The organism is Treponema sp. UBA785, assembly GCF_002297065.1.
Lineage (GTDB): Bacteria > Spirochaetota > Spirochaetia > Treponematales > Treponemataceae > Treponema_D.
The window spans coordinates 12,873-26,029 of the sequence record NZ_DBJD01000050.1; the positions used below are offsets into that span (position 1 = coordinate 12,873).

General features: G+C 43.3%; 10 protein-coding genes. 2 read left to right on the forward strand and 8 right to left on the reverse strand.

Going from position 1 to position 13,157, the window contains the following annotated elements; genetic code table 11:
- Nucleotides 1-17: 17 nt before the first annotated feature.
- The 8 genes from ppk1 to asnA all read right to left on the reverse strand — a co-directional run bounded on the left by ppk1 (nt 18) and on the right by asnA (nt 10,932).
- Nucleotides 18-2,144, reverse strand: coding sequence for a polyphosphate kinase 1 (gene ppk1 / locus B2X33_RS03955; protein ID WP_296667803.1), 2,127 nt, complete (start codon nt 2,142-2,144; stop codon nt 18-20).
- Nucleotides 2,145-2,465: 321 nt separating this feature from the next.
- Nucleotides 2,466-3,728 (reverse strand): argininosuccinate synthase, encoded by a 1,263-nt coding sequence (locus B2X33_RS03960; RefSeq protein ID WP_296667805.1) that lies wholly within the window; start codon nt 3,726-3,728, stop codon nt 2,466-2,468.
- A 100-nt stretch (nt 3,729-3,828) separates the two neighbouring features.
- On the reverse strand, nt 3,829-4,728 hold the full coding sequence (locus B2X33_RS03965; protein ID WP_296022665.1) for a M28 family peptidase: 900 nt from the start codon (nt 4,726-4,728) through the stop codon (nt 3,829-3,831).
- A 2-nt stretch (nt 4,729-4,730) separates the two neighbouring features.
- Nucleotides 4,731-5,885, reverse strand: a complete 1,155-nt coding sequence (gene dnaJ / locus B2X33_RS03970; protein ID WP_296667807.1) for a molecular chaperone DnaJ — start codon at nt 5,883-5,885, stop codon at nt 4,731-4,733.
- A gap of 155 nt (nt 5,886-6,040) precedes the next feature.
- The gene (gene dnaK / locus B2X33_RS03975) at nt 6,041-7,999 is read right to left on the reverse strand and encodes a molecular chaperone DnaK (protein WP_296667809.1); all 1,959 of its coding nucleotides are present in this window, start codon (nt 7,997-7,999) and stop codon (nt 6,041-6,043) included.
- A gap of 92 nt (nt 8,000-8,091) precedes the next feature.
- A complete protein-coding gene (locus B2X33_RS03980) occupies nt 8,092-8,706 on the reverse strand; it encodes a nucleotide exchange factor GrpE (RefSeq protein ID WP_296667811.1) in 615 nt (204 codons plus the stop codon).
- Between the two features lie 64 nt (nt 8,707-8,770).
- Nucleotides 8,771-9,769, reverse strand: coding sequence for a hypothetical protein (locus B2X33_RS03985; RefSeq protein WP_296667813.1), 999 nt, complete (start codon nt 9,767-9,769; stop codon nt 8,771-8,773).
- Between the two features lie 125 nt (nt 9,770-9,894).
- Nucleotides 9,895-10,932 (reverse strand): aspartate--ammonia ligase, encoded by a 1,038-nt coding sequence (gene asnA / locus B2X33_RS03990; RefSeq protein ID WP_296667815.1) that lies wholly within the window; start codon nt 10,930-10,932, stop codon nt 9,895-9,897.
- A gap of 136 nt (nt 10,933-11,068) precedes the next feature.
- Between asnA and B2X33_RS03995 the strand changes: the two genes are divergently transcribed.
- A complete protein-coding gene (locus B2X33_RS03995) occupies nt 11,069-12,091 on the forward strand; it encodes a DNA/RNA non-specific endonuclease (protein WP_296667817.1) in 1,023 nt (340 codons plus the stop codon).
- Between the two features lie 87 nt (nt 12,092-12,178).
- Complete coding sequence (locus B2X33_RS04000) at nt 12,179-13,147, forward strand: bifunctional 4-hydroxy-2-oxoglutarate aldolase/2-dehydro-3-deoxy-phosphogluconate aldolase (protein ID WP_296022658.1); 969 nt, start codon at nt 12,179-12,181, stop codon at nt 13,145-13,147.
- Nucleotides 13,148-13,157: the final 10 nt, after the last annotated feature.

Here is a 13,157-nt window from a genome sequence, read left to right on the forward strand (position 1 = left end):
GCCATTTTCGGCTGTTTTTATTTTACACTCCTTGCAACCTTGTATGCCTGGTCAAAAAAGAATTCCTGCGAATTAAGAAGTTTCACAGATTTTTTCTTTCCGCCGATTTCTGTGTTTCGCTTTTCGTAAATTCCATGAGAATCAAGAACCCGGCCCTTTTCCGTATCATTCATTTCGATTTCAAAAATTTTCTTTATTCTCGTCCGCAAATTTTTGCTCAGAACCGGCACTCCAACTTCAACCCTGCGCACCATGTTTCTTGTCATAAAATCCGCCGAACCAATAAAAACTTTTTCGTCCTCGCCTTTTCCAAACCAGTAGATTCTCGAATGTTCCAAATATCGTCCTACAATGCTCACTATACGAATATTTTCTGTCCAGCCAGCAATTCCAGGAATAAGACAGCAAATTCCTCTAACGCACATGTCGATTTTTACACCGGCCCGCGACGCCTCGATCAAGGCATCGATTATAGGCTTATCTGTAAGCGAATTTATTTTTATTCCGATATAGGCTTCTTTTCCTTCTGCTTTTTTTTGAATTTCCTCATGAATAAATTCAAGAATCTTGCTCTGAAAGCATTTTGGCGCAACAAGCAGACAGGAAGCGCTTTCAACAACTTCGCCAAGAAGAAAATTCTTAAAAACTTTCGCCGCATCGCTTCCGATTGCAGAATTTGCCGTCAAAAGCGAAAAATCGGTGTAAAGCTCTGCCGTTTTTTCGTTGTAGTTTCCTGTTCCAATCTGAGTAATATAGGAAATTCCGTTTCCTGTGTTTCTTGTAATAAGGCACAGCTTTGAGTGAACTTTATATTCACCAAGACCGTAAATAACCCGGCAGCCAGAATCCTCAAGAACACGCGAAATCTCAATATTGTTCGCTTCGTCAAACCTTGCGCGGAGCTCGACAAGAACGACAACTTCCTTTCCGTTTTCTGCAGCTTCAACCAGAGCTTCGACAATTTTGCTCTTGTCTGCCAGGCGGTAAAGCGTAATCTTTATGGAAACAACGCTTTCGTCGCCGGCTGCTTCGTGCAAAAGTCCCAAAAACGGCTTCATATTTTCAAATGGATAGAATAAAAGAACGTCTTTTTTTTCTATTTGAGGAATTATTCTCTTGCGCATATCAATGTCGCGGGAAGGACGAGGCAGGCGCCGGCGGTAGAAAAGCTCATTTTTGCCGTGAAGATATTCCCGAAGCTGAAAAACGAATTTCATATCAAGAGGAGTTCCAGAATCAATTATCGCGTCTTCCGAAATCTTTACGAATTTTGCAAGCTCGCTTCTAGCCTGCGGATTTATTTTCCGGCTAAGCTCAAGGCGGACAGGACTCATTCTTTTGCGCTGCTTAATCAAATCTTCCATAAAATTTCTGTAATCAAGATCTTCGTCAATCGCGTCATGCTCGTCAATATCGGCGTTTCTCGTGATTCTTACAACGGCTTTTTCGCGAATTGAATAGCGTGTAAAAAGTTTTGTGACGAAATGAAGAATCAGCTCCTCACAAAGCATAAAAGTTCCCGGACGAGAAGGAATTTCTATCAGTCTTTTAAAAATAGTATTTGTGCAGGGAACAATTCCCATCCTGTTTTTGCCGTTTTTATTGGAAAGCAAGACAACCGCATTCAGTTCCTTATTTGCAAGAAACGGGAAAGGCTGCTGTTTTCCGACAATCATTGGGCTTAAAAAAGGAGAAATGCAAGTGTCAAAATACTGCTCAAGGATTTTTCCCTCTTCGTCAGAAAGTTTATTAAAATTTATCAGGCGAATTCCTTGAACTTCAAGCTCACCCATAAGCTGCTCATAGATTTTTGCCTTTTTTATTTCAAGTTCCTTTACGCGAAGGAGAATTGCGGCAATCTGATCTGAAGCCGTCATTTTTGTTTTGTTGTCGCAGGCATTAAAGGCGTTTTCTTCCTGAACACGGAGAGAACCAACCCGAACCATAAAAAATTCGTCAAGATTGCTCTGAAAAATCGAAACAAATGAAAGCCTTTCGGCAATCGGAACAGAAGGATTTCCGGCTTCGTCCAGAACCCGCTCGTTAAAAGAAAGCCACGAAAGCTCACGGTTTACATAACATTCAGAAGGAATATCTTCCGGACAAAAATCTCTTTTAGAAACAGAAACATTATTTTCGGCCATATCACCCTCAAAAAAACTCAGCTGTTTGTATAAATCAGCTGTTTGTATAAAACCGAGTCTAAAAAAGGCTGATTAAATTTTTATATAAATAGCGTTAATTTTTGGTTAATTTTATCGAAAAGATTTTATGGCAAGAATTTTACAAAAAAATAAAAAAAATGATGTTTTTCAAAAAAAACTTAGCCCGGATCGTCGCGGAAAGACCGGACTGAGCACGCGAAGGAGGACTTGCAGCAAGAGCCGGCTAGACTGCGGATTGCGCTCCAAAACAAAAAAAACGTCCCGAAAACAAAATTCCAGGACGTTTCTTGTTAAAAACTATTACTCTGTCGGGCGTTTTTTAAGGCTTTTGCTTTCCGCAATTGCCCGGCCTTCGCCAACACTCTGCTCCATCATCGCGCGCACTTTAAGAGGCAAGCCGAACAAGGTAATAAAGCCCTGTGCGTCCTTATGGTCGTAAAGTTCGCCTGTTGTAAATGAAGCGATATTTTCGTTGTAAAGGCTGTATTTTGAGTCTGAGCCTGCGGCGCGAACCATTCCCTTTACGAGCTTTACTTTTGTCCAGCCTGTTACGGTCTGCTGGGTTGAGTCAACAAACGCCATCAAAGCGTCATACAGCGGTGTGAAAACTTTTCCGTCGTAAATAAGCTCTGCAAGGCGGAGAGCAACCTGCTGCTTGTAGTGGTAAGTATCGCGGTCAAGGCAGATATGATCCATCATTCTGTGAGCAAAGTAGAGAACTGTTCCGGCTGGAGTCTCGTAGACTCCGCGGCTCTTCATTCCAACGCAGCGGTTTTCGCAGATGTCGGCAATTCCGACTCCGTTTCTTCCGGCAATTTTGTTGAGCTCGAGCATAAGCTCAAGACCGTTCATTTTTTTGCCGTTCAAGCTTACAGGAATTCCTTTTTCCCATTCGATTGTAACGTATTCTCCGTCGCCCGCCTCTTCCGGAACAACTGTATTTTTGAGCATATGCTTGTAGTTTGGCTCGTTTGAAGTTTTTTCAAGCTCAAGTCCTTCGTGGCTGATGTGCCAGATGTTCTCGTCGCGGGAATATGACTGGTCTTTTTTCATTGGAACTTCAAGTCCGCGGTCTTCCAAAAATTTGATTTCTGCTTCGCGGCTGTCCATATTCCATTTCGGGTCGCGCCAGGCGGCAATAACCTTCAAGTCAGGAGCAAAAGCCTTGATTGCAAGCTCAAAGCGGACCTGGTCATTTCCTTTTCCTGTCGCACCGTGGCAAATTGCCACAGCGCCTTCCTGCCTTGCATACTCAACAAGAATTTTTCCAATTAAAGGACGGGCAGTTGAAGTTCCCAAAAGATATTCATCCTCGTAAACAGCATTTGCCTTGAGAGCCGGCCAGATATATTCTTCAATATATTCCTGACGTGCATCTACAACGTAGCAGGCAGAAGCGCCAGTTTTGAGGGCACGAGCCTTAATGTGCTCCCAGTCATCGCACTGGCCAACATCAATACACACAGCGATAACATCGTAGTCATAATTTTCTTTAAGCCAAGGAATGATAACCGTTGTATCCAATCCACCAGAATAAGCAAGAACAACCTTATCTTTTGCCATTTTATTTCTCCCGTCCGTACAAAAAAATGCACGGTAAACTGTATATTTATACAAAATACTCTAGTGTTTTATGCAACTTTATGCAATAGAGACGAAATATTCAGACATATAAAGGCAAAAGTTTTTCGAGAATTTTTTCAATTATTTTAAAACTTTCAGGAGTCAGGCTCAAATAATTGTCATATTCGGTATGAAAAAGCCGCCATGTCAAAGGCATTTTTTCGCGGTATTTAAATGCAAAATCCGCATTTTCGCTGAGCTTTGCGTTCATAACCGTTTTTTCAAGATTTTTGTCTTTCATAAGTTCAAGACAATACAAAGAAGCCTCTTCTTTCGGAAGCATAGTAATCGCCACGGCAGGAATTCCACAGGCTAAAAAACCGGCATTGTCGCTGTAAGGAACCGGCAAAGTCATCCATTTTTGAGGACTTGCTTCCCTCAAAATGTTTTGAGTCCTCTCAAAAAGCGAAGCAAAGCGTTTTACAAAAGGCCTGTTTTTTTTTAAGTTCATTAAAACATCAAGTCCAGCCCTTGCAAGAACAGGAACTGTTCCCCGGCCGACTGAATCAAAGACAAAAACATCATCATTTTCAATTCCGAGTTTTTTAAAAAGCTCTGCCAGCGCAAAAGAGCCCTGCCCGCTCACGCCGCCCTCTCCAAGTTCTTCTCCATCTGTAAAAAACATGCGGATGTTCAAAACTTTGCCTTTTAAAGCCAATCCGTTCACTTTTACGGCAAAATCCGCCAGAGCAAAATTTGCAGAACTGTTGTCATTTGCTCCAGGACTTCCAGAAACAATGTCGTAATGAGAAATAAGAGTTTTTATTTTAAATTGCGGATTATATGAACTTGAAGGGAAATTTACGTAAATGTGCTTTTTTCCTGCCAGATAAATTACAGAAGTCTGCACGCCACGGTCAGACAGGTATTTTCTCAAAAAGGAAAGCCTGTCTGTTTCCGGGGCAAGGTAAGCTTCGTAATCTTCCGGCAAAAAATTCATCTTTAGCTGTTAATCGAAGAACGAGGAACAGGATTTGGACTTGTCGTCGCATTGTCCAGTTTTGAAAATTCCTCAAGCAGTTCCTTCTGTTTTGAGGAAAGCCGTGAAGAAACCTGAACCAAAATTTTTATGTAGAGATCTCCTTTTCGGCTTGTATTTAAAACAGGAACGCCTTCGTTTTTTATGCGCAGGAGTTTTCCGTTCTGAGTTCCAGCCGGCAGTTTAAATTCAATCTTTTTTCCGTCCAAAGTCGTAATAAAAATTGTTTCGCCAAGAGCCGCCTGAACCATTGTAACAGGAACAGCGCAGTAAAGATCTTGACCGCTCCGCTCAAAATAAGTGTGCGGCTCAACATGAAGCACAACAATCAAGTCTCCGGCAGGTCCGCCGTTTTTTCCGGCATCGCCTTCTCCGTGGATTGCAATTCTTTTTCCGTCATCAACTCCGGCAGGAATTGTAAGGGTTACACGTTTTGATTTTTCCTGAACTCCGCTTCCATGGCAAGAACTGCAAGGCTTGTCGATTACAGTTCCAGCGCCATGACAAGTAGGACAAGTCTGCTGAACAGCAAAAAAACCAGCCTGTCTTCTTATCTGACCGCTTCCACCGCAGGCTGTGCAGGTTTTTCTGCTTCCGCCTGCGGCTGCCCCGGAACCGTGGCAGTCAGGACAAGCTTCGTTGTGGGCGAATTTTATCTCGGCCTTAGTTCCGTAAACAGCATCTTTGAAAGAAATGTCCAGATCGTAGCGCAGGCTCTGTCCCTGCTCTGGAGCATTTGGATTTCTAGCTCTTGAAGAAGAGCGTCCGCCTCCAAAAATTCCTTCAAAAATATCGCTAAAGCCGCCGCCCATTCCGCCGAACAGGTCAGAAAAATCGTGGAATGCATGGCTACTGGAAAATCCGCCAGCACCGCCAAATCCCGAGCTTCCGTCTAATCCTGCAAAGCCGTACTGATCATAAATCGGACGTTTCTTGTCATCAGAAAGAACTTCGTAGGCTTCGGTTGCTTCCTTGAATTTTTCCTCTGCCTCTTTATTTCCAGGGTTTCTGTCTGGATGATATTTTATAGCAAGTTTTCTATATGCTTTTTTAATTTCATCAGCAGAAGCACCTTTTTGTACGCCTAATACTTCGTAATAATCACGTTTTGCAGCCATTTTTCTAAACCTTTTAAAAAGAACAAATCAGCCCTGTCAAAACGGCACCGGCTGATTCATTTTTGAGCTGTCTACTTAATATTGTTTTAACAGCCTTATTTTGCAAGAAGGCTTCAAAAACTAAAAGTCTTCAAAGCCTCCATTCATTTTATTTTTTATTTGTCGTCGTGAACTTCGTAAGCCACATCGTCAGCAGTTCCCTTATCAAAACCGCTATTGTTTGCACCAGCATCTCCACTAGCATTTGCACCCGCGCCGCTTCCTGGATTAGCGCCGGCAGAACCCTGAGTACCGCCCGCACCCTGCTGCTTGTAAACTTCCTCAGCAATTTTGTAAGAAGCCTGCTTCAAAGCCTCGGTCTTTGACTTGATTTCTTCGGTATTTCCGCCTTCAACAGCTTTTTTAAGCTCAGCAACAGCGTCTTCAACTTTCTGCTTTTCAGCGCCGTCTACCTTGTCGCCCAAATCTTTGAGAGTCTTTTCAGTAGCGTAAACCAAGCTGTCAGCCTCGTTTTTAACGTCAACTGCCTCGCGCTGCTTTTTATCTTCATCTGCATGAGCCTCTGCATCTTTTACCATGCGGTCGATTTCTTCCTTGCTCAATCCTGAAGAAGAAGTGATCTGAATATGCTGCTCCTTGCCTGTTCCCATATCCTTTGCAGAAACGTGAACAATGCCGTTCGCATCAATATCAAATGTAACTTCAATCTGCGGAACGCCACGAGGAGCGGCTGGAATACCAACAAGGTCAAAGTTTCCAAGAGTCTTGTTCTCAGAAGCCATTTCACGCTCGCCCTGCAATACGTGAATTGTAACCGCTGTCTGACCATCAGCAGCTGTAGAGAAAATCTGGCTCTTCTTTGTAGGAATTGTAGTATTTCTTGGAATAAGCTTTGTCATAACTCCGCCCATTGTTTCGATTCCAAGAGAAAGAGGTGTTACATCGAGAAGAAGAACATCCTTTACATCTCCTGCAAGAACACCGCCCTGAATAGCAGCACCCATAGATACGGCTTCGTCCGGGTTGATTCCCTTCAACGGCTCTTTTCCGAAGAAGTTCTTTACAACTTCCTGGAATTTCGGCATACGAGAAGAACCTCCGATAAGAAGAACCTCGTTAATCTGGTCTTTTGTATATCCAGAATCCTTAAGCGCGTTCTGACAAGGAATCAAAACTCTGTCCCAAAGGCTCTGTGTCATTCTTTCAAATTCTGCGCGTGTCAAAGTTTTCTGCAAGTGCTTTGGACCTGTAGCATCCGCAGTGATGAACGGCAAGTTAATATCTGTCGTTGTCTGGTTAGAAAGAGCGATTTTTGCCTGTTCAGAAGCATCCTTAATACGCTGCATAGCCATCGGGTCTTTTGTAAGGTCGATTCCTGTATCAGCCTTAAATGAAGTTACAAGCCAGTCTGCAATAGCATTGTCCCAGTCTGCGCCACCAAGATGAGTATCACCGTTAGTAGCCTTAACTTCAAATACGCCGTCAGCCATATCAAGGATTGTAACATCGAGAGTACCGCCGCCTTCATCGATTACTGCAAGAACTTTTTCCTTGTTTTTATCTTCTTTAAGACCAAAAGCAAGAGCCGCGGCAGTAGGCTCGTTGATAATACGTTTTACGTTAAGACCGGCAATAGTTCCGGCATCTTTTGTAGCCTGACGCTGGGCATCATTAAAGTAAGCAGGAACTGTGATTACAGCATCTGTTACAGTCTCGCCAAGATAATCCTCAGCAGTTTTCTTCATTTTCTGCAAGATGAACGCAGAAATTTCCTGAGGAGTATATTCCTTCTTCTGGCCGTTGTCTGTTACAACAACAGCGACATTTTCACCTTTCTGAACGATTTCATAAGGAACACGCTTAATTTCTTCCTGAAGGTCAGAGTAGCGCTTTCCGATAAGACGTTTTACTTCATAAACCGTATTCTTAGGGTTTGTAATCGCCTGGTTTTTCGCAGCCTGGCCTACAATGCGCTCGCCTTTCGCAGTAAAACCAACGATTGAAGGAGTAATTCTTCCGCCTTCTGAATTCTGAATGACAGTCGCCTGTCCGTTTTCCATAACTGATACTTCTGAAGTTGTAGTACCAAGGTCAATACCAATAATCTTTCCCATATTAAGCCTCCGAAAAACCAATTCCCGATTTTTTATTTATTTTTTTCAAAAATCAACGGAATCAGCTTTTGAAAATATTTACAATTTTATTTTTAAGCCTTAGGCTTTATAACCATCACCTTTGCATGACGGATTACTCTGTCCTTAAGCTTGTAGCCTTTAAGATATACCTGTAAAAGCTGTTCTTTTTTAACATCGCCTTCCTGCATTCCAATCGCCTCGTGGAGCTCAGGATCAAAATCATCACCTTCCTTTCCAAAAGCAACCAGATTGTATTTGTTTTCGAGCATGCTTACGAGCGATTTGTTTGTAAGCTTAATGCCGTCAACAATCGGCTTTGCCTCTTTTATGTCTTTTGCCGCATCAAGAGTACGGTCAAAATTATCAAGACTGTCAAGAAGATCGCTCAAAAGACTTTCATTTGCGTATGCAACAGCATCCTCTTTCTGCTGCAGCATGCGTTTGCGCCAGTTGTCGTTTTCGGCAGCCTTGTAAAGGGCATCTTTTTTCATCTGCTCAATCTGCGCCTCAAGCTCTGCAATGCGCTCTTCTGAAGTCTTTGCAGCAGGCTCGTCATTTTTCTGCCCAGAAGTTTTTGCCTCTTCTGGCTGAGAGCCTTTTTCTTCAGTTTTTTCGGCGTCCTGCGCTTTTTTTTCATTCTGATTTTCAGCAGATTTTTCTTCTGCTTTATGATTTTTCTTGTCCATACTTAAAAATTAACAATTTCAAGGTTTAATCGTCAACAAAAAAATACGTTTTTTTACAATAATTTTAGCAATACTTAAAATCCGGGCCGCCGCTTCCCATAAAAACCTTTACGCGGCTGTATTCCATGAACGAATTGTCAAAAAAAGACTGCACGTTCATAGCCTGGCCGCTCAAAATTTCATCGGGATTATAAGACATTTCGACAATGCTCTCCTCTCCTTCTCCAAAACACCGGCTCAACGCTCCGTTCAAACGCACAATATTGCTCACAACCTCAAAAAGCTGGCCCTTGTTTTTTTCTTCATATTTGAATTTTAAAAATTCAAGCTGCATTTTTTCAATTTCAGAATGTAATCCGGCAATTTTTTCAATTCCATTTTCAAGCCCGTAATTATTCAGCTTCTGCCATTCAAAAAAATCTTCAAAGAATTTTACAGGCTCGATCTTTAAAGGAGCAAGGACCGCCAAAAACCACGTTACAGCCCGGCCGTACGAATAAAAAACGCTGGCAGAACGGGCAATGTTTTCAGAACGCCTTATATCCTGCGTTGAAAAAGCGGCTGTCGGCTTTGCCTCAAATTTTTTTCTGTCCGAAAGCTCAGCTTCAATCTGCGGAAAATCAATGTGATTCGGATACAGGCTCACCGAAAAATTAAGCCTGTCAAAAAAAGATTTTAACTTGTCGCCTTCATGAAAAGCAAAGCTCAGGTCAAAGCCAAAGACAAGTCCCAGAGTATTGAGCATTTGCGCACGCCTGGCAAAAAACTTCTTGTCAAAAAGAAAATTTCCGCCTTTATTTTCGCCGTCAAGAGCAATATCAAGCGAGCAATTCAACTCTGCGCAAGCCTTGCAAATGTCCATGTCAAGAATTTTCGCATCAACAGGAAGAGTAACAAACAAATCCGGCGCATTTTTTCTGACCGCCTGCAAAAACTTCAAAAGCCGCCCCTTATGTCTCAAAATTTCAGAATCCTGCAAGGTAAATTCCGTAATCCCCTTTTCAGAAAAGGACGCAAGAGAAGTTTCAAGCTGACGCGAATTAAAAGTAAATGTTTTTTCCATAAAAATCTGTTCAATCTGGCACTTCGGCTAAAGCCGCCGCTATGTCCGGGGTTCACTAACGTTCATTGCCGCGCAAAAGCCCGGCAACGCTTTGCGCCCCTTCCAGCGCTAGTGCGAAAATTCACCTAAAGCAGATAAATTCCGTGCTCGCCGCACTCTTTTCTCATCTGCTCAGGCCATATGCTTACCTGAGTTTCGCCAATATGGGCTTTTCTCAAAAAGAACATGCACAAACGGCTCTGGCCGATTCCTCCGCCCATAGTCTGGACAAGCTCTCCGGCCAAAAGACGTCTATGGAATTCAAGATTGCAACGCTCAAGGCATCCTCGTTCTTCAAGCTGGGCCTTAAGAGACTCAGGATTCACGCGGATTCCCATAGAAGAAAGCTCGTAAGAAGTCTTTAAGACAGGATTCCAGACGAGCAAATCACCGTTCAAGCCGCGGTGTCCGTCTCCAGTTTCCGTAATCCAGTCGTCATAGTCAGGAGCACGGCCGTCGTGAATTGTTCCGTCAGGCAATTTTCCGCCGATTCCAATAAGGAACACAGCGCCATATTCCTGGCAGATTTTATTTTCGCGTTCTTTTGGAGTTAGAGCCGGATACATTTTCTGCAAGTCATCGGCAAAAACAAAATGGATCTGCTCAGGCAAAATCGGCTCAATCATATCGTATCTGTCGTAAATAAAAAATTCAGTGCGTTTAAGGCAGTCATAAATTTTTCTTACAGTCTGCTTCAAATACATAACGTTGCGGTCTTCTTCGGTAATTGCAGCGCACCAGTCCCATTGGTCTACGTACAGAGAATGAATATTGTCCATTTCCTCGTCGGCGCGGATTGCATTCATGTCCGTATAAATGCCAAAACCTGGCTCAAGCCCCATCGAGGTAACTTTTACGCGCTTCCATTTTGCAAGAGAATGAACTATTTCCATCTGGGCGTCGCCCATGTCTTTTACAGGAAATTTTACGGCGCGTTCAACGCCGTTCAAATCATCGTTCAAGCCTTTTCCGCTTTCAACAAAAAGAGGCGCCGTAACACGGGTCAAATTAAGGGCGGTAGAAAGCTGAAGCTGAAAAAAATCTTTTATCAAGACAATGGCATGCTCGGTTTCCTTTTCACCAAGCAGAGATTTATAACCTTCCGGAAAAATTAAATTAGACATTGCAAATTCCTTGCGCAAAAACGCATTTTCAATCTTTCTTCAATTTTATTGAATTTTTTGTTTTTAGAAAATACCAATCACAGATATGCCCTTGTTTCTTCTATATTTTGGAAATTCGTGCTATTATTCACGCATTATGGCAAAAAACTCAAAATCACGAAAAAGACGAAATTCCAGACTCAATAAAATTGTTACAGCAGTAATTTTTATTGTCGTCCTCGGCATTTTTCTTTACGAAAAAGTTCCTCAGGTAAGAGAATTCGCAGATCCAAAAATTGAAAAGGCAAAGACTGCAATTTCAAGATTTCTTCCGGCAGAGCCTCAGACACAAGAAGACAAAAATCCGCCTTCAAAAAACGAAGCCGCGGACAAAACTTCTTCCGCCGCCACCCCGTCCTCAGACGGTTTTATTTACCTTTCTCAAAATCTGGCAGAACCGCGCTGTGCAGGAACAGGCAAAAACGTTCAGGATCACGAGCACCGCGCCTACGAATATTATTCACTGTGCTACCGCGAAAGCTATGAGCAGGCAGAATGGAGCGCCTACTGCCTTACAGACGGGCATCTCGTAAAAAACGCAAGCCGCTCGGACGACTTCCGCGCCGACCCGAAAATTTCAACAGGCTCCGCGACTCCAGACGACTACAAAAAAACGGGCTACGACCGCGGGCACCTTTCTCCTGCGGCCGACTTCGCCTTCGACAAAACAGCCATGAGCGAAACTTTCTACATGACAAACATGAGCCCCCAGGCCGGAAGCTTTAACCGCGGAATTTGGAAAGACCTCGAATCCACAGTCAGAGACTGGGCAAAAAAATTTGGACGGGTCTATGTCGTTTCAGGTCCAATACTCGAAAAAAATGCCGGCAGCTACAAATCAATCGGCGCAAATAAAGTAAGCGTTCCAGAGTATTACTACAAAGTCATTTTGGCGCCGCTCTATGAGGACGAAAAAGACAAAAATACACCAGAGGACGCAAAAAACATTGCTGCAATCGGATTTATTTTTCCAAACCAAAAATGCAATGACACAATATTTAATTATGCCGTAACAGTCGCAGAAGTGGAAAAACGCACAGGAATAGACTTTTTCTATGAGCTCGAAGACACCGCCGAAAAAGCGGCAGAGTCGGATTTTGACAAAAGCATCTGGGAATAAAGCCGCAAGTTTTTTCTTATCGTTTACACTCGTTTCAAAATTCACTATATTGTAGATATTATATTTAATCTAATTAGAGGTCCTAAAATGGCAGATGTTTATGACACATTCCGTGACATTGGTATCATTCCAGTAGTCGCAATCGAAGACGCTTCCAAGGCGGCTGATCTTGCTCACGCTCTTGTAAAGGGCGGACTTCCTGCTTCTGAGGTTACATTCCGCACAGCATGCGCAGCAGAAGCGATTGAAGCAATGATTAAGGCTGAGCCTGATATGCTCGTTGGAGCAGGAACTGTCCTCAACGTTGAGCAGGCTGAGCGCGCTGTAAAAGCCGGAGCAAAATTCATCGTTTCTCCAGGATACAATCCGGAAGTTGTTGACTGGTGCATCGCGCACAACATTCCAACAATGCCTGGAATTTCAAACCCGTCAGAAATCACAGCTTGTATCAACAAGGGCGTTACACACCTTAAGCTTTTCCCTGCTGAGCGCAAGGGCGGATACAAAATCATCGACGACTTCGGCGGTCCATTCCCGCAGTGCACATTCATGCCGACAGGCGGCGTAAACACAGAAAATGTTTCTGAATATGCAAAACGCAAGAACATTCTCTGCATGGGCGGAACATGGATGGTTAAAAAGCCATTGATCGAAGGCGAGAAATGGGACGAAATCACACAGATCTGCAAAGACGCTGTAAAGGCAATGCACGGATTCCACATTGACCACATGGGAATCAACGCAAAGAACGAGGCTGAGGCTAAAGAAATCGCGGCTCAGTTCGAGCTTTTCGGATTCGCTTCAAAATTCGGCAACTCTTCAATCTTCGCTTCTGAGCAGGTTGAAATCATGAAAGAGAACGGACGCGGAACAAACGGCCACATCTCAATGGTTTGCAACAACGTAGAACGCGCGCTCGCTTACCTCAAAAAGTTCGGCTTCAACCCGGTTGCCGGAACAGAAAAATGGACAGGCAAAGCCAACGCTTCTCCGCTCAAGGTTGTTTACCTCGACAAGGAAGTTGGCGGATTTGCAATCCACTTGAAGAGAGCGTAAGTTTTTTAGA

Excerpts from the sequence above, each read along its gene's own strand:
- ppk1 (WP_296667803.1), bottom strand. The coding sequence starts at position 2,144 with ATGGCCGAAAATAATGTTTCTGTTTCTAAAAGAGATTTTTGTCCGGAA.
- B2X33_RS03960 (WP_296667805.1), bottom strand. The coding sequence starts at position 3,728 with ATGGCAAAAGATAAGGTTGTTCTTGCTTATTCTGGTGGATTGGATACA.
- B2X33_RS03965 (WP_296022665.1), bottom strand. The coding sequence starts at position 4,728 with ATGAATTTTTTGCCGGAAGATTACGAAGCTTACCTTGCCCCGGAAACA.
- dnaJ (WP_296667807.1), bottom strand. The coding sequence starts at position 5,885 with ATGGCTGCAAAACGTGATTATTACGAAGTATTAGGCGTACAAAAAGGT.
- dnaK (WP_296667809.1), bottom strand. The coding sequence starts at position 7,999 with ATGGGAAAGATTATTGGTATTGACCTTGGTACTACAACTTCAGAAGTA.
- B2X33_RS03980 (WP_296667811.1), bottom strand. The coding sequence starts at position 8,706 with ATGGACAAGAAAAATCATAAAGCAGAAGAAAAATCTGCTGAAAATCAG.
- B2X33_RS03985 (WP_296667813.1), bottom strand. The coding sequence starts at position 9,769 with ATGGAAAAAACATTTACTTTTAATTCGCGTCAGCTTGAAACTTCTCTT.
- asnA (WP_296667815.1), bottom strand. The coding sequence starts at position 10,932 with ATGTCTAATTTAATTTTTCCGGAAGGTTATAAATCTCTGCTTGGTGAA.
- B2X33_RS03995 (WP_296667817.1), top strand. The coding sequence starts at position 11,069 with ATGGCAAAAAACTCAAAATCACGAAAAAGACGAAATTCCAGACTCAAT.
- B2X33_RS04000 (WP_296022658.1), top strand. The coding sequence starts at position 12,179 with ATGGCAGATGTTTATGACACATTCCGTGACATTGGTATCATTCCAGTA.